The following is a 15,071-nucleotide window of genomic DNA, read 5'->3' on the forward strand; positions in this document are numbered from 1 at the left end:
TCCCGGCAAAGGAGGTTCCCGATGGCGGATATGCAAGACATCACCTGGACCAAGAAACAGCTGGGCGAGATCCTCGGCGAGGATCGTGGGCTGGACGACCGCACCGCCTCGGCGGTGGCGATGTTCGGGCCGGACGACCTGGCGGAGCTGCAGATCCGCGAACGCGACGCGGTGCTGCAGGCCTTTGCGCAGGCGGCGCGGGCGTCGCGCGATGCGCGCGGGCCGGGCGCGGCGGAGGGCGGCGCGCGGCCGAGCTACACGCCCAAGGATCTGGAGCGTGGCCTGTCGGCGGCGCGCGCCACGCTGGAAGCGGTGCCCGCGAGCGAGCGTTCGGAGAAGGCCGAGGCCTTGCTGGCCGACTGCCACTGCCCGGTGCCCGGCGGCTAGAGGCGACGACGGATCGGGGCGCCCCCGTCGCCCCGCGCCGCGCGCGGGGCGCGGGAGGAGGGCGCGCGGATGCCTGACCAGCTGCTTTTCGCCATCGAGGTCACGCTCAACGGCCTGATGGCCGGGGTGCTCTATGCGCTGGTCGCGCTGGGCTTCGTGCTGATCTTCAAGGCCTCGGGCATCTTCAACTATTCCCAGGGCGTCATGGCGCTGTTCGCGGCGCTGACGCTGGTGGGGATCATGGAGGGGCAGGTGCCGTTCGCGCACCTGATCAACGCCGTCTTCGGGACCGAGCTGCATCACTTCGGCTGGCACGTGCCGGCACTGGCGGCGATCGTGCTGACCATGGTGGTGATGATCGCGCTGGCCTGGGCCGTCAACCGGTTCATCTTCCGCCATCTCGTCGGGCAGGCGCCGATCATCCTGTTCATGGCGACCATCGGGCTCGCCTATTTCCTCGAAGGTCTCGGCGACCTGATGTGGGGCTCGGACATCAAGACGCTGGATGTGGGCCTGCCGCAGGGCATCAACCTGTGGATCGACGAGACGACCTACGAGGCGTTCGGCTACGGCTTCTTCATCGACAATCTCGACATCGTGGCGACGATCATCGCGGCGCTCTTGGTGGCGGGGCTGGTGCTGTTCTCGCAATACACCAAGCAGGGCCGGGCGCTGCGCGCGGTGGCCGACGACCACCAGGCGGCGCTGTCGGTGGGGATCTCGCTGAACTTCATCTGGGTGCTGGTCTGGTCGCTGGCGGGCTTCGTGGCGCTGGTCGCCGGCATCATGTGGGGCGCGAAATCCGGCGTGCAGTTCTCGCTGTCGCTGATCGCGCTGAAGGCGCTGCCGGTGCTGATGCTGGGCGGCTTCACCTCGATCCCCGGCGCCATCGTCGGCGGGCTGATCATCGGGGTGGGCGAGAAGCTGTTCGAGTTCCTGGTGGGCCCGCTGGTGGGCGGGGCGACGGAGAACTGGTTCGCCTATGTGCTGGCGCTGATCTTCCTGGTGTTCCGGCCGCAGGGGCTGTTCGGGGAGAAGATCATTGAGCGGGTGTGACGAGCGGCCGGACATCCGTCCGGGGGACGGATGCCGGCGAGGAACGCGCGGCGCGCCTATGAATGGCCCTGCGGGCCATGCCTCCGGCGGGGATATTTTTGGTCAGAAGAAGCCGGGTGCGGTTTGGATCGGATGGATGGGCGAATGAGTCGGAAGACGATGTTGCGGTGGATCGCCAACGGCAACGTGCTGGGCTGGTCGGCGTTCTGGGTGTTCGGGTTCCTGGCGGTGACGGCGCCGGCGGAGAACACGATGCAGATGGTGGGGGCGGCGGTGCTGGCCTTTGCCGGGCTGGTGCTGGGCGTCTGGTGCTGGCTGCGGCTGATGCGGATGGGCGGGTGATGACGCATCGCTCGCGCATCGGCGTGGTCTGCATCGACTGCGAGACCGACGATCTGGGGCCGGCGACCGAATTCTGGTCGGCGCTTCTGGGGATGGAGGGCGCGGTCGACCCCGACGGCAAGTATGCGCAGTTCGACGGGCACGCGGGCTATCCCAAGGTGCTGCTGCAGAAGGTCGAGCATCCGCCGCGGGTGCATCTGGATATCGAGACCGACGACATGGAGGCCGAATGCGCGCGGCTGAAGGGCCTGGGCGCGACGGAAGTGGCGCGCATCAGGTCCTGGATCGTGATGGAGGCGCCGACGGGCCACCGGTTCTGCCTGGTGGGGCCGCAGGGCGACGACTGGCCGGGCGACGCGAGGGAGATGGAATGAGCAAACGACCGCCTCAGATCAGTGAAACATGGTTGAAGTTGGTTCCGCTGTTTGGGCTGATCGGTTTTTCTGTTGCCTTTGTCTATTTCATTTCCTTGTCGCAGTTGGAGGACGCCGTCCTAAGCGGTATCGGGCTACTGATTTCTGGCTCCGTTCTTCTAATCTACAACTATCTGCAAGAGATTATCCGGCAGCTCTGGATTGCCAACAGGCAGTCTGGCTACGATGGTAGGTTCGAGGAATAGTCATATGTTCTACCGTGAAGCGGGCGAGTTCCGCACCTCCTATGTCGAGGACGGCCAGACCTTCCCGATCGCCTTCGACCGCTGGCGGTATTACGCGGTGCTGGCGGTGGCGTTCCTGGTCGTCCCGTTCGTCATCAACGACTACTGGGTCAACGCGATCTTCCTGCCCTTCCTGATCTACGCCATCGCGGCGATCGGGCTGAACATCCTGGTGGGCTATTGCGGGCAGGTGAGCCTGGGCACCGGCGGGTTCATGGCCGTGGGGGCCTATGCCTGCTACAAGCTGATGACCGGGTTTCCCGACGTGAACATCTTCTTTCACGTGATCATCGCGGGGTTCATCACCGCCGGGGTCGGCGTACTGTTCGGGCTGCCGTCGCTCAGGATCAAGGGGTTCTACCTGGCCGTGGCGACGCTGGCGGCGCAGTTCTTCCTGGTCTGGCTGTTCAACCGGGTGCCGTGGTTCTACAACTATTCGGCCTCCGGCCAGATCAGCGCGCCGGAGCGGACGGTCTTCGGCATCCCCGTCACCGGGGCGGCGACGGACGCCTGGGCGACCTATCTGTTCTGCCTGGTCTTCGTGGTGGCGCTGGCCTGGATCGCGCGGAACCTCACCCGCGGCTCGGTGGGCCGCAAGTGGATGGCGATCCGCGACATGGACATCGCGGCCGAGATCATCGGGGTGAACCCGCTGACCGCCAAGCTGTCGGCCTTTGCGGTGTCGTCCTTCTTCATCGGCGTGGCGGGCGCGCTGTTCTTCGCCGTCTACCTCGGTGCCGTCGAGGTGGGCGAGGCGTTCGGCATCCAGAAATCGTTCCTGGTGCTGTTCATGATCATCATCGGCGGGCTCGGTTCGATCTTCGGCGCCTTCGCGGGCGCGGCCTTCATGGTGCTGATGCCGGTCTTTCTGAAGAACGTGCTGGTGGGCGGGCTGGGCTGGCCCACCGATCTGGCCGCGCATATCGAGTTCATCATCGTCGGCGCACTGATCGTGACGTTCCTGGTGGCCGAGCCGCACGGGCTGGCGCAGCTGTGGCGCGTGGCGAAGGAGAAACTGAGGCTGTGGCCCTTCCCGTACTAGGGGCGCGGCCCGGGAGGAAAGCCGGGTCACACCGGCGACATCGGACACAACAGGGAGGACAAGGACCGATGAAACTGAAACTGGCAACCCTGGCGCTGGCCGGGGCGATGACCGCGGCGGCGCCGGCGATGGCCGAGCTGGTGTTCCCGTCGCTCAGCTATCGTACCGGCCCCTACGCGGCGAACGGCATTCCCTTCGCCGACGGCTATGCCGACTACTTCACGCTGATCAACGAGCGCGACGGCGGGATCGGCGGCGAGATGATCGAGATGATCGAGTGCGAGACCGGCTACAACACGGAAAAGGGCGTGGAGTGCTACGAATCCACCAAGGGCGAGGGCAGCCTCGTCTATCAGCCGCTGTCGACCGGCATCACCTATCAGCTGATCCCCAAGGTCTCGGCCGACGGCATCCCGATGCACACCATGGGCTACGGCCGGACCTCGGCCAAGAACGGCAAGGTGTTCGAGTGGGTCTTCAACTATCCGGCCAACTACTGGGACGGCGCGTCGATCGCCATCAAGCACCTTCTGGACCTCAACGACGGCAGCCTGGACGACAAGAAGATCGCGCTGGTCTACCACAACTCGGCCTACGGCAAGGAGCCGATCCGCACGCTGGAGGAGCTGTCGGACAAGCACGGCTATGAGCTGATGCTGCTGCCGGTGGACCATCCGGGCCAGGAGCAGAAGTCGCAATGGCTGCAGATCCGCCGCGAGCGGCCCGACTACGTGCTGATGTGGGGCTGGGGCGTGATGAACCAGGTCGCGATCCAGGAAGCCGCGAACATCCGCTATCCGATGGAGAACTTCATCGGCATCTGGTGGTCGGGCTCGGAGAACGACGTGCTGCCGGTGGGCGACGGCGCCGACGGCTACAAGGCGCTGAACATGCACCTGCCGGGCGCCGACTTCCCGATCTACGACGACCTGCAGACCCATGTCTACGACGCCGGCCTCGCCGCGGGCGCCGGCGACCAGGCGGGCTCGGTGCTGTACAACCGGGGGCTCTATGCCGCGATGCTGGCCGTCGAGGCCGCGAAGAAGGCGCAGGAGATCCACGGCACCTCGGACATCACGCCCGCGATGATGCGCGACGGGATGGAAGCGCTGGTGATCGACGCCGCGCTGATGGAGAGCCTCGGCCTGCCGAGCTTCGGCCCGGAATTCGAGGTGACCTGCGAGAACCACGGCGGCTCGGGCCTGGGCATCGTGCAGCAATGGGACGCCGAAGCCGAGGAATGGACGCAGATCACCGACTATATCGAGTCGGACAAGGAGGTGATCAACGCGCTCGTCGAGGAGGACTCGATGGCCTATGCCGAGGAAAACGGCATCGAGCTGCGCTGCGAGTAGGATGATCCGGCCCGTCCCGGCGCGTCCGGGGCGGGCCCTCTTCGCAAGGGAATGCCCATGCTGGACGCCGGACGCACCGACGAGACGCTGTTGGAAGTCAACAATGTCGAGGTGATCTACAACCACGTGATCCTCGTTCTGAAGGGCGTGAGCCTCGGCGTGCCCAAGGGCGGGATCACCGCGCTTCTGGGCGGCAACGGCGCGGGCAAGACGACGACGCTGAAGGCGATCTCGAACCTGCTGCGCTCCGAGCGCGGCGAGGTGACGAAGGGGGCCATCGTCTATCGCGGCGAACGGGTGCAGGGCCTGGCGCCGTCGGACCTGGTGGAGCGCGGCGTGGTGCAGGTGATGGAAGGCCGGCACTGCTTCGAGCACCTGACGGTCGAGGAGAACCTGATGACCGGCGCCTATACCCGCAAGGACGGCAAGGCGGCCGTCGAGGCGGACCTGGAGCTGGTCTATTCCTACTTTCCCCGCTTGAAGGAGCGGCGCCGGTCGCAGGCCGGCTATACCTCGGGCGGCGAGCAGCAGATGTGCGCCATCGGCCGCGCGCTGATGTCGCGGCCCGAGACGATCCTGCTGGACGAACCCTCGATGGGCCTGGCGCCGCAGCTGGTCGAGGAGATCTTCGGCATCGTGAAGGGGCTGAACGAGAACGAGGGCGTGTCCTTCCTGCTGGCCGAGCAGAACACCAACGTGGCGCTGCGGTTTGCGCATTACGGCTATATACTGGAATCCGGCCGCGTGGTGATGGACGGCCCGGCCGACGAGCTGCGCGAGAACCCGGACGTGAAGGAATTCTACCTCGGCATGTCCGACGAGGGCCGCAAGTCGTTCCGCGACGTGCGCTCGTACCGCCGACGGAAGCGCTGGCTGAGCTGAGCCTTGCCAAAAGGCAGCGCCGGGCGTTATCGTCACGACGTATCCCGGTTATCGGGCTTTAAGACCTAGAGTACTAGGCAGGTTGGCCAGCGAGCGATGACAAGCTCAAGTCAGCCTAGATAGTGTCACCGTCCCAAAGCCCCGCTTCGGCGGGGTTTTGTGTTCTTTCGGCCGGGCTGTCGGTTGGCGGTCGTTTCCGAAAGGCGCCGCGGGCGGCACGATCTTTCTCCCCACGCCGGCCTTGCGGCCGACGCGGGGCCCCGCCGCCCGGAACAACCGGCGCGCGCCGGGGGTTGGCGGGGACAGGAGGACCGCCATGGGCACGCGCGATGTCGTCGACGCCCTGATCGAGCATCAGGGCAGGCTCTACAGCGAGGAGATGGGCGCCGAGATCGCGCGGGACGCGCCGGTGCAGTGGTTTCACTGGCTGATCGGCGCGCTGCTGCTATCGGCCCGGATCGCCGCGGCGAACGCGGTCGCGGCCGGGGCCGGGCTGAAATCCGAGGGGCTGCACAAGATCGACGCGATCCTGGCCGCCGACCGGGAGACCCGGATCCGCGTGCTGAACGAGAACGGCTATGCCCGGTTCGACAACCGCGGGGCGGATTACATCGAGGCCGCGGCGCAGCTGGTGAAGGAGCGTTACTCGGGCGATCTGCGCAAGCTCTGCGCGGCGGGCGGCGACCGTGCCGGCATCCTGAAGGCGCTGCAGGAGGTGAAGGGCATCGGCCCCGCCGGGGCGGAGATATTCGCCCGCGAGGCGCAGCTGGTCTGGGCGCCGCTCTATCCGACGCTGGGCAAGCCGGCGGAGGCGGCGGCGGCCGAGCTGGGCCTGCCGCAGGACGCCGACGCGCTGGCCGATCTGGCCGGCGGCCGCGCGCGTTTCGTGCGGCTGGTCGCGGCGCTGACCCGGGCGTCGCTGGACGGGCCCGCGAAAGCGGTGACGGCGGCGCGGTGAGGCGGGCGGCCGGCCATGCGTATTTGCGACGAGAAGAAGCCGCGGGGGCGCGGTGCGCGGGTGTCAGCCGCCCCTCTTCATCTCGGCGATCCGCGCCAGCGCCGCCGCGCGGGTGCTGCGGATGTTCGGCCGGAAGCCCTGGCTTTCGGCGCGCAGGCGGATGTCGGCCTCGGTCTGCGCGCCGGCCTCGTAGCGCACCGAGCCGAGCGCGCCGCCCTCGTTCAGCGCCTTGCCGCGCTTGGCGAACTGCACCCAGGCCTCGGGCATGATCCGGGTGTCGTTGTAGTTGACCAGGAAGTACCAGCGGCGCCCGGTCTCCTCGATGCGCCGCTCCAGGTGGTCGTAGAGGTCGTTCACGTCGCGGCTATGGGCCAGCACGAAGCCCGACAGGTCGACCTCCATGATCTCGTCCTCCGGCAGGAAGCTCACCCGCGCCGCGATCTCCTCGGGCGTGTGCGACGGCACGTGGCGGATCCGGCGCCGCCGGGTCGACGGCATCTCGCGGATGCGGGCGATGGCGGCGTCGCGGTCGGCGAAGAGGTTGGCGTCGAATTTTTCGGTCCCGGCGTCGCGCTCGATCTGGCGGCGGGTCTCGTCGGAGGCGTCGAACCGGACGCTGCCCATGGAATGCGCGCGGTTCACCACCTTGCCCCGGCGGGCGAAGGCGAACCAGGCATCCGGTTCGATCCGGCTGCCCGAGTAGTTGACGAGAAAGAACCACTGCGTCTCGCCGGTCTCGGCGATGCGCTCCTCGACCCGGTCGTAGAAGGCGTTCACCTCCGCCGTGCCGGTCAGCGCGAGGTCGGAGAAATCCACCTCCATCGTCTGCAGCTCGTCGTGAAAGACGATGCGCCGATCGATCTCTTCGCGGGTCAGGGCCAGGTCCGGGCGGGCCCCGGTTTCGGCGTCGGTCAATGCGGTGTCCTCCAATCCCTACACGTGCGCGCGTTCCGTGCTATGGAGGAGAGGCAGTAAGGACGCGGCATTCGGCATACAATCGTACACAATGTCGCGGCGGCGAAAGACCGCCCAGCAAGGGAGGACATGGATGACGTCTTATTTCGACTCGCTCGAAACCCGCGACGCAGAGACCCGCGCGGCCGATCTCGCGCAGCGTCTGCCCGAGCAGATCGCGCAGGCCAAGGCCAAGGCGCCGGCCATCGCCGAGATGCTGAGCCACGTGGCCGCCGGGGACGTGACGCACCGCGCGGCGCTGGCGGAGCTGCCGGTGATCCGCAAGACGGCGCTGGGCGCGGCGCAAAAGGCGCATCCGCCCTTCGGCGGCTTCGCGACCCATGCCGTCGCCGGGTTTGAGCATGTCTTTCAGTCGCCGGGCCCGATCTACGAGCCGGGGCGGACCAGCCCGGACTGGTGGCGTCTGGGGCGTTTCCTGCACGCCGCCGGGTTCGGGCGCGGCGATATCGTGCAGAACTGCTTTTCCTATCACATGACGCCGGCCGGCATGATCTTCGAGAACGGCGCGCGGGCGGTGGGGGCCACGGTGTTTCCGGCGGGCACCGGGCAGACCGAGCTGCAGGCGCGCGCCGCCGCCGATCTGGGCGTGACCGGCTATGCCGGGACGCCGGATTACCTGAAGTCGATCCTCGACAAGGCCGACGCGCTGGGGCTGCCGCTGAAGATCGAGAAGGCGGCGGTGTCGGGCGGGGCGCTGTTTCCCTCGCTGCGCCAGGAATACGCCGACCGCGGCATCGCCTGTCTGCAATGCTATGCGACGGCCGATCTCGGCAATATCGCCTATGAGAGCCCGGCCATGGAGGGGATGATCGTGGACGAGGGCGTGCTGGTCGAGATCGTGCGCCCCGGTACCGGCGACCCCGTGCCCGACGGCGAGGTCGGCGAGGTGGTCGTCACCACGCTGAACCCCGACTACCCGCTGATCCGCTTCGCCACCGGCGACCTGTCGGCCGTGATGCCCGGAGAAAGCCCCTGCGGCCGCACCAACATGCGCATCAGGGGCTGGATGGGCCGCGCCGACCAGACCGCCAAGATCAAGGGCATGTTCGTCCGCCCCGAGCAGGTGGCCGAGCTGGTCGCGCGGCACCCCGAGGTCGCGCGCGCCCGCATCACCGTCACCCGCGCCGAGGAGCGCGACGTGCTGGACGTCCAGATCGAGACCGACGCGCAGAGTTCCGCCGACTATGAGCAGAGCGTTGCCGATGTGTTGAAGCTGCGGGGCCGCGTCGCGCTTGTCGGCGTTGGGACGCTGCCCAATGATGGCAAGGTGATCGACGACCGGCGCGACTACGGCTGAGCCGTCCGATCGCCCCATTCGATGAAGGAGTCCGTTTGATGAGACACCCGTTTGCCCGAATCCTGATCGCCCTGGCCATGTTAGCGGCCGCCGGCGCCGCCCGTGCCGAGAACCTGGCCCTGATCGTCGCCAACAACGACTACCGCAACTACCCCCGGGCCGAGAACGCGCGCGCGCTGCTGGATCTGGTGCCGTTCCTGAACGGCGCCGGGTTCCGCACCATCGTGGTGGAGAACCTGGACAGCGCGACCCTGGCGCGGCGGCTGCCCGATATCGGGCGCGAGCTGGCCCGGGCCGACCGGATCATCGTCGTCACCCACGGCCATTATGCGCGGATGCAGGGCGACAGCTGGCTGCTGACCACCGATGCCGACGCGCCCGACAGCTTTACCGTGGGCCGCTACGGGCTGTCCTTCGAGGCGCTCTACAACGTCGCCCGGCGCAATGCGGGCGACGCGCTGATCGCGGTGGCGGTGGACAACGACGCGCCCGAGATCGGCTGGAGCCTGCGCCGCGGCTTCCGGTCGGGGGACATTCCGAACGGCGTGACGGTGGCGACGGGCGTGCCCTCGCGGATCGCCGACTTCCTGCGCGGCGGCATCCTGTCGCCGGGGATGAGCGTGGCCGACGCGGTGCGCGCGGCGCCGGACGGGGTGAATGTCGACGGCTATATCCCGCGCGCGCGCGCCTTCCTGCCCGCCTCGGCGCCGGTGGTGCCGCCGGACGCGGCCGAGCGGGCGCTGTGGCAGCAGGCGGTCGACGGCGACTCGCCGGCGAGCTATGCGCGCTATCTCCGCCGCTACCCGACCGGCCGCTTCGCGCAGGAGGCCCGCGCCCGCATCGACGAGCTCAGCGCGACGCCGGAGGACCGGGCCCGCGAGCAGGAGGTGGCGCTGAACCTCGACCGCGACCGGCGGCGGCACATCCAGGAATACCTGACGCTGCTGGGCTATGACACGCGCGGCGTCGATGGCGTCTTCGGGCCCAACACGCGCGGCGCCATCCGGCGGTTCCAGAACGATGTCGGCGCGAACGCGACCGGCTACCTGACCGCCAACCAGGTCGCCCGCATCGAGCAGGAAGGCGCCGCGCGCGCCGAGGAACTGCGCCGCGAGGCCGAGCGGCGCCGCGCCGAGGAAGAGCGGCGCGACCGCGACTGGTGGCGGCGCACCGGCGCGGACGGCACCGAGGACGGCTATCGCGCCTATCTGCAGCGCTATCCCGACGGTCTGTTCTCGGACCGGGCGAAGGCCGGGCTGGACCGCATCGAGCGCGAGAAGCGGCAGGCCGCCGCCGAGGCCGAGCGCCGGGCCTGGGATTCGGCGGTGAACGGCGGCACCATCGCGTCGTACCGCCAGTACCTGTCCGAATACCCGAACGGACGCTTCGCGGCCGAGGCCCGGGCACGGATCGACAGCCTCAGCGCGCCGGAGACGCCGGCCCATGTGGTCGAGGCCGCCCGCGACGAGGAGCGCAGCCTGAACCTCGACCCGTTCCGGCGCCGGATGATCGAATCGCAACTCGCCGAGATGGAGCTTCAGCCCGGCACGGTCGACGGCGACTTCACCGACTCCACCCGCCGCGCGCTGCGCCGGTTCCAGCGGATGAGCAACCTGCCCGCGACCGGGTACGTCACCCGCGACACCATCGTGCGGCTGCTGATCTCGGCGGTCGGGCGCTGAAGCATGCCGCACAAAAGTGGGGACCGGTTTTGTGCGCCCCGGGCATGCAGGAACAGGAGCATGCCGCACAAAAGTGGGGACCGGTTTTGTGCGCCCCGGGCATGCGACCTAAACAGGTTGGAGCGCGTCGCGTGACTGCGAAGGAACGCGACGCGGTCTAACCCGCCGGGCGCCCCGGGTCCGGCAGGTCGACGTCGTCGCGCAGCATGCGCCCGATCATCAGGTCGGCGAGCGGCCCGACGCGCATCAGCCGCGTCGCCAGCTGCCGCAGCCGGACGGCGAAGGCGCTGTTCGGCGCGAAGGAGGAGGCCAGCCCGCGGGCCGCGCGCTGCTTGCCGGCGATGAAGTCGCGCAGCCGGGTCTCGTAGGCGGCCAGCGCGGCGGGCATGTCGGCCCCGGCGCGCTGCAATTCGGCGGCCAGCACGTAGGCTTCGGTCATGGCAAGCCCCGTCCCTTCGCCGGCCAGGAGCGAGGCGCAGGCCGCCGCGTCGCCGATCAGGACCGTGCGGCCCCGGTGCCACTCGGGTATCTCGATCTGGCTGACCCGGTCGAAATAGAGATCCTCCGCCCCGTCCAGGTGGCGCAGGATCTCCGGCGCTTCCCAGCCGCACCCGCCGAAGACGTCGTGCAGAAGCGCTCGCCGCCCGGCCGCGTCCCGCGGCTCCGGCCCGTCCAGGAGATCGGCGGAGAACACCAGAAGCACCATCGTCCGGTCGCCCTGCAGCGAGAACCGCGACAGGCTGCGCTGCGGCGCCAGATGGCTGACATAGACATCGGGGTCGCGATGCGGATAGCCCGCCGTCTCGAAGGCGGCGACATAATAGCCCAGCGTCCGCTCGTACCGGTCCTGCGGCCCCCAGCCCAACGCGCGCACCTGCGAATGCAGCCCGTCGGCGCCGACCAGAAGGTCGAATTCGTGCGCCGTGCCGTCGTCCAGCGTCACGCCCACGCGGTCGTCCTGCGGCGCCAGCTCCGCGACCGACCGCCCGAACACCGTCTCCGTCCGCTGCAGATCGCCGTGGATCGCCGCGGCCAGATCGCCCCGCGGCAGGCTGACGAAACGGCCGCCCGTGGCGCGGTGGAACACATCGGCCGAAAACCCGCCCGCGCGGCGGCCGTGGCGGTCCACCAGGCGCAGTTCCTCCAGCCGGTAGCCGCGCGCGTGGATGCGGTCCATGAGCCCCATCCGCTCGGCCACCGTATAGCCGGCGCCCCAGAAGTCGATGATGTACCCGCCGGTTCGCAGCGCCGGCGCGCGTTCGATCAGTGTCGGGGCGTGCCCGGCCCGCTCCAGCCACCAGGCCAGGGTGGGCCCGGCAATGCCGGCCCCGCTGATTCCGATCCGCATGTCACACCTCCCGCCGCGGCAGCGGGTCCAACAGAAAAAGGCCGCCTTGGCGGGGCGGCCCGTTTCGCACGCTGGCGCCGGTGATCAGCCCTGGCGGGCCTTGAACCGCTTCTGCGACTTGTTGATCACATAGACGCGGCCCTTGCGGCGCACGACCCGGCAGTCGCGGTGCCGGTTCTTCAGCGAGCGGAGCGAATTCCGAACTTTCATCGGTCATCTCCTGTTGCCGGCGCCCGGGCGCCAGTGGTTACGGTCCGCCCCATGGGGCGATGATCTGTCCCCGCCGCGGCGGCGGGATGGTGGGCGGTACTGGGATCGAACCAGTGACCCCTACGATGTCAACGTAGTGCTCTACCGCTGAGCTAACCGCCCCTTGGCCCGGTGGCCGCGTCCCGTTCCGAACGAACAAGACGCGGGTGTCCCCCGCGCCGTAGGGCTGAGCGTATAAAGTCTCCGTGCGCGCTGTTCAAGGGCTTTTGGCATCCGCCCGGTTCCGTCTATATTGCCTTTCAGCAGGAGACGGGATTGACCAAGCCACCGTTTACACTCGCCCGACCGGACCGGCAGACCACGCCGGTGGTTTTTGCCTCGCCGCATAGTGGGCGCGACTATCCGAGCGCCTTCCTGCGCCGGTCGGTGCTGGACGAGCGGGCGATTCGGTCCTCCGAGGATGCCTTCGTCGACCAGCTCTTCGGCTGCGCGCCCGAATTCGGGGCGCCGCTTCTGGCGGCAACGGCGCCGCGCGCCTTCATCGACCTGAACCGCTCCGCCGAGGAGCTCGACCCCGCCCTGATCGAGGGGGTGCGCCGCTCGGCCCACAATCCGCGGGTGACCTCCGGGCTGGGCGTGATCCCGCGCGTCGTGGCGAACGGCCGCGCCATCTATCGCGCGAAGCTGACGCAGGACGAGGCGCAGGAGCGTCTGCGCGACCACTGGCGGCCGTATCATGCGCAGCTTCAGGCGCTGCTGACGACGGCGCGCGATCTGCACGGCCAGGCGATCCTGATCGACTGCCACTCGATGCCGCACGAGGCGATCGACAGCGTCGGCACGGCCGGCACCCCGCATCCCGAGATCGTCCTGGGCGACCGCTTCGGCGCCGCCGCCGAGGCCGCGGTGGTGGACATGATCGAGGCCGCCTTCGCCGGGGCCGGTCTGCGCGTCGTCCGCAACTCGCCCTTCGCAGGCGCCTACACGGCGCAGCATTACGGCCGCCCCTCGCGCGGGCAGCATGTGGTCCAGGTGGAGATCGACCGCGCGCTCTACATGGACGAGCGTCACGTGCGGCCCAACGGCAACTTCGCCGCCTTCCAGGAGCTGATGCGCGGCGTGGTGGCGGACCTGACCCGGATCGGCCGCGTCGACCTCCCCCTGGCGGCGGAGTAGGCCGGCCCATCCGCCCCGCGCGCCGCGTAGGGTGCGTGCTCGCACGCACCACGCACTCGGATGCAGCGGACGGGCGGAAGGAGGCCGTACCTGCTGATGGAGGGTGGTGCAGCGAATGACCGCTGGCCACTCTACGCACGATCGCTGGAGCACGATAAGTGCCTCGTTCACAGGCTTGTCACAAGGCTCAGATAACGATCGCCACCTGGCGACGGAGGTGCAGTTGTGACGACATGGTTTTCGGACAAGGTTGAAAAGCGGGGTAGCAACATAGAAGGGCTCGGCCTTTTCTGTGTGTCGGCCATCGCACCAGGGGAAACGGTGGTCGTAAAGGGCGGTCACGTGTTCGACCGGCGCACCCGCGACGAACTCGCCGAAACGCTCGGTCCGGCAGAAATTCAAATCGACGACCACTTGTTCATCGGTCCGATAACGCAGGAAGAGCGTGACGCATCAATGATGTGTTTGAACCATTCGTGTAACCCTAACGTTCAAATCGTTGGTCAAATCACGTTTCGGGCCATCCGGGATATAGAAGTTGGCGAAGAACTCACCTTCGACTACGCAACCGGTGATGACGACGATTGGCAGATGGATTGTGCCTGTGGTTCCGTAGGCTGTCGTGGACAAGTGAGCGGCAAGGATTGGCAAATTCCCGAGCTTCAGCGTCGCTATGCAGGGCGTTTTGCCGACTACCTTGAAAGGAAGATGCGGCAACCCGGCCACTAAAGCCGAACTTCCGCAGCATGGCCGGAGGGTCCGCTTCGTCTCGCGAAGCGGACCTTCCTGCGCCCGGCGACCGGGGTCCGGTTCGGGTCGGACATGGTTCAGCGCGCCCCGTAGCCCCGTAGGGTGCGTGCGCGCACGCACCACGCACCCGGATGCAGCGCACGGCCGGAAGGAGGCCAGAATTCCAGCTTTTCGCGTTGCAGCCAATGTCTGCTAACCCGGAACGCACAGCACGAAAGCATTTCAAAATTGTGAAGAGATTCGTTCAATGTAAGAGTGAGGGGAACGGGAGGGTGCCAACCGATGCCAATTGAAACCTGGACATTGTACGTAATGACCGTACTGGCGTTGATGAGTACGCCGGGACCAAGCCAGTTATTGATGCTCACCACTAGTGGCGTTCACGGCTTCAAGCGTTCGTTGTCGACCGCCGCAGGTGACCTTTCAGCAAACGCCTTGCAGATGCTGGCGGCGGGTTTGGGGCTGGCCGCTATTATCGCGGCATCTGCGACTGCCCTCACAGTCATCAAGTGGGTGGGGGTTGCATACCTGATCTGGTTGGGCGTCCGCATGATCCGACGAGCTAAGCCAGATGACACAGGTGGGCCTGCGGAGCGGAAGAGAGCTTCACTGCGAACCCTTTGGCTCCAAGGTTTCCTGACGTCCGCTGCGAACCCGAAAGCTGTTGTTTTCTTCGCGGCGCTCTTCCCGCAATTCATCACCAGCGAAGCCGCTTTCTGGCCGCAGTTCTTGATACTATCCGCCACTTACATCGTCATGGACGGGCTCTTTCTGTCGTCCTATGGCCTCGGGTCGAGTTGGATTGTCAAACGGTTCAAGGGCGGCGCGCGTGTCTGGATCGAACGGGTCGGCGGTGGCTTGGCGCGCGCGGCCTCCTCCCTGTGCAACCCATACTGGCGCTCAACAATGTCGGCGATCTCGGCCTCTCGGCCCGGCAGGTTCACGTCGGCTTC

Annotated in this window: 17 protein-coding genes and 1 tRNA gene; 14 read left to right on the plus strand and 4 right to left on the minus strand. The window is 67.7% G+C overall.

Annotated features, from left to right (window positions below; translation table 11 throughout):
• Positions 1-21 precede the first annotated feature (21 nt).
• The 9 genes from P1J78_RS13870 to P1J78_RS13910 all read left to right on the plus strand — a co-directional run bounded on the left by P1J78_RS13870 (position 22) and on the right by P1J78_RS13910 (position 6,680).
• Positions 22-387, plus strand: coding sequence for a hypothetical protein (locus P1J78_RS13870; protein WP_275567971.1), 366 nt, complete (start codon positions 22-24; stop codon positions 385-387).
• Between the two features lie 69 nt (positions 388-456).
• Positions 457-1,443 (plus strand): branched-chain amino acid ABC transporter permease, encoded by a 987-nt coding sequence (locus P1J78_RS13875; RefSeq protein ID WP_275567972.1) that lies wholly within the window; start codon positions 457-459, stop codon positions 1,441-1,443.
• Between the two features lie 144 nt (positions 1,444-1,587).
• Positions 1,588-1,785 (plus strand): hypothetical protein, encoded by a 198-nt coding sequence (locus tag P1J78_RS13880; RefSeq protein WP_275567973.1) that lies wholly within the window; start codon positions 1,588-1,590, stop codon positions 1,783-1,785.
• The gene (locus P1J78_RS13885) at positions 1,785-2,159 is read left to right on the plus strand and encodes a VOC family protein (protein ID WP_275567974.1); all 375 of its coding nucleotides are present in this window, start codon (positions 1,785-1,787) and stop codon (positions 2,157-2,159) included. Before P1J78_RS13880 ends, P1J78_RS13885 begins: the two co-directional genes overlap by 1 nt.
• Positions 2,156-2,404, plus strand: coding sequence for a hypothetical protein (locus P1J78_RS13890; RefSeq protein WP_275567975.1), 249 nt, complete (start codon positions 2,156-2,158; stop codon positions 2,402-2,404). Before P1J78_RS13885 ends, P1J78_RS13890 begins: the two co-directional genes overlap by 4 nt.
• 4 nt (positions 2,405-2,408) lie before the next feature.
• Entirely contained in the window at positions 2,409-3,485 is a 1,077-nt protein-coding gene (locus P1J78_RS13895; protein WP_275567976.1) for a branched-chain amino acid ABC transporter permease, read from the plus strand.
• A gap of 68 nt (positions 3,486-3,553) precedes the next feature.
• On the plus strand, positions 3,554-4,840 hold the full coding sequence (locus tag P1J78_RS13900) for an ABC transporter substrate-binding protein (protein ID WP_275567977.1): 1,287 nt from the start codon (positions 3,554-3,556) through the stop codon (positions 4,838-4,840).
• A 57-nt stretch (positions 4,841-4,897) separates the two neighbouring features.
• Positions 4,898-5,722, plus strand: a complete 825-nt coding sequence (locus P1J78_RS13905) for an ABC transporter ATP-binding protein (protein WP_275567978.1) — start codon at positions 4,898-4,900, stop codon at positions 5,720-5,722.
• A 316-nt stretch (positions 5,723-6,038) separates the two neighbouring features.
• Positions 6,039-6,680 carry a hypothetical protein gene (locus P1J78_RS13910; protein WP_275567979.1) on the plus strand — a complete coding sequence of 214 codons (642 nt, stop codon included), beginning with the start codon at positions 6,039-6,041 and terminating at the stop codon, positions 6,678-6,680.
• A 63-nt stretch (positions 6,681-6,743) separates the two neighbouring features.
• Here P1J78_RS13910 and P1J78_RS13915 read toward each other — a convergent pair whose 3' ends face one another.
• Complete coding sequence (locus tag P1J78_RS13915; protein WP_275567980.1) at positions 6,744-7,595, minus strand: hypothetical protein; 852 nt, start codon at positions 7,593-7,595, stop codon at positions 6,744-6,746.
• A gap of 133 nt (positions 7,596-7,728) precedes the next feature.
• On the opposite strand from P1J78_RS13915, the gene P1J78_RS13920 reads away from it, so the two are divergent.
• Positions 7,729-8,952 (plus strand): phenylacetate--CoA ligase family protein, encoded by a 1,224-nt coding sequence (locus P1J78_RS13920; protein WP_275567981.1) that lies wholly within the window; start codon positions 7,729-7,731, stop codon positions 8,950-8,952.
• A 38-nt stretch (positions 8,953-8,990) separates the two neighbouring features.
• Positions 8,991-10,634 carry a peptidoglycan-binding domain-containing protein gene (locus P1J78_RS13925; protein WP_275567982.1) on the plus strand — a complete coding sequence of 548 codons (1,644 nt, stop codon included), beginning with the start codon at positions 8,991-8,993 and terminating at the stop codon, positions 10,632-10,634.
• A gap of 157 nt (positions 10,635-10,791) precedes the next feature.
• On the opposite strand, the gene P1J78_RS13930 is transcribed toward P1J78_RS13925, so the two are convergent.
• From P1J78_RS13930 to P1J78_RS13940, 3 genes are all read right to left on the minus strand, one after another.
• Positions 10,792-11,982, minus strand: a complete 1,191-nt coding sequence (locus P1J78_RS13930) for an FAD-binding domain (protein WP_275567983.1) — start codon at positions 11,980-11,982, stop codon at positions 10,792-10,794.
• A gap of 84 nt (positions 11,983-12,066) precedes the next feature.
• Positions 12,067-12,192, minus strand: a complete 126-nt coding sequence (gene ykgO, locus P1J78_RS13935; protein WP_275567984.1) for a type B 50S ribosomal protein L36 — start codon at positions 12,190-12,192, stop codon at positions 12,067-12,069.
• 87 nt (positions 12,193-12,279) lie between these two features.
• Positions 12,280-12,354, minus strand: a tRNA-Val gene (locus P1J78_RS13940).
• A 153-nt stretch (positions 12,355-12,507) separates the two neighbouring features.
• Between P1J78_RS13940 and P1J78_RS13945 the strand changes: the two genes are divergently transcribed.
• The 3 genes from P1J78_RS13945 to P1J78_RS13955 form a co-directional block, all read left to right on the plus strand.
• Entirely contained in the window at positions 12,508-13,368 is an 861-nt protein-coding gene (locus P1J78_RS13945; protein WP_275567985.1) for an N-formylglutamate amidohydrolase, read from the plus strand.
• Between the two features lie 225 nt (positions 13,369-13,593).
• Positions 13,594-14,097: an SET domain-containing protein gene (locus P1J78_RS13950; RefSeq protein WP_275567986.1), complete on the plus strand. Its 504-nt coding sequence runs from the start codon at positions 13,594-13,596 to the stop codon at positions 14,095-14,097.
• A gap of 333 nt (positions 14,098-14,430) precedes the next feature.
• The coding region (locus tag P1J78_RS13955) for a LysE family translocator (protein WP_275567987.1) at positions 14,431-15,071 on the plus strand (641 nt) is incomplete at its 3' end.

The organism is Psychromarinibacter sediminicola, from assembly GCF_029168335.1.
GTDB lineage: Bacteria > Pseudomonadota > Alphaproteobacteria > Rhodobacterales > Rhodobacteraceae > Psychromarinibacter > Psychromarinibacter sediminicola.

Coding starts and splice junctions, on each gene's coding strand:
- P1J78_RS13870 (WP_275567971.1), top strand. CDS start 22: ATGGCGGATATGCAAGACATCACCTGGACCAAGAAACAGCTGGGCGAG.
- P1J78_RS13875 (WP_275567972.1), top strand. CDS start 457: ATGCCTGACCAGCTGCTTTTCGCCATCGAGGTCACGCTCAACGGCCTG.
- P1J78_RS13880 (WP_275567973.1), top strand. CDS start 1,588: ATGAGTCGGAAGACGATGTTGCGGTGGATCGCCAACGGCAACGTGCTG.
- P1J78_RS13885 (WP_275567974.1), top strand. CDS start 1,785: ATGACGCATCGCTCGCGCATCGGCGTGGTCTGCATCGACTGCGAGACC.
- P1J78_RS13890 (WP_275567975.1), top strand. CDS start 2,156: ATGAGCAAACGACCGCCTCAGATCAGTGAAACATGGTTGAAGTTGGTT.
- P1J78_RS13895 (WP_275567976.1), top strand. CDS start 2,409: ATGTTCTACCGTGAAGCGGGCGAGTTCCGCACCTCCTATGTCGAGGAC.
- P1J78_RS13900 (WP_275567977.1), top strand. CDS start 3,554: ATGAAACTGAAACTGGCAACCCTGGCGCTGGCCGGGGCGATGACCGCG.
- P1J78_RS13905 (WP_275567978.1), top strand. CDS start 4,898: ATGCTGGACGCCGGACGCACCGACGAGACGCTGTTGGAAGTCAACAAT.
- P1J78_RS13910 (WP_275567979.1), top strand. CDS start 6,039: ATGGGCACGCGCGATGTCGTCGACGCCCTGATCGAGCATCAGGGCAGG.
- P1J78_RS13920 (WP_275567981.1), top strand. CDS start 7,729: ATGACGTCTTATTTCGACTCGCTCGAAACCCGCGACGCAGAGACCCGC.
- P1J78_RS13925 (WP_275567982.1), top strand. CDS start 8,991: ATGAGACACCCGTTTGCCCGAATCCTGATCGCCCTGGCCATGTTAGCG.
- P1J78_RS13930 (WP_275567983.1), bottom strand. CDS start 11,982: ATGCGGATCGGAATCAGCGGGGCCGGCATTGCCGGGCCCACCCTGGCC.
- ykgO (WP_275567984.1), bottom strand. CDS start 12,192: ATGAAAGTTCGGAATTCGCTCCGCTCGCTGAAGAACCGGCACCGCGAC.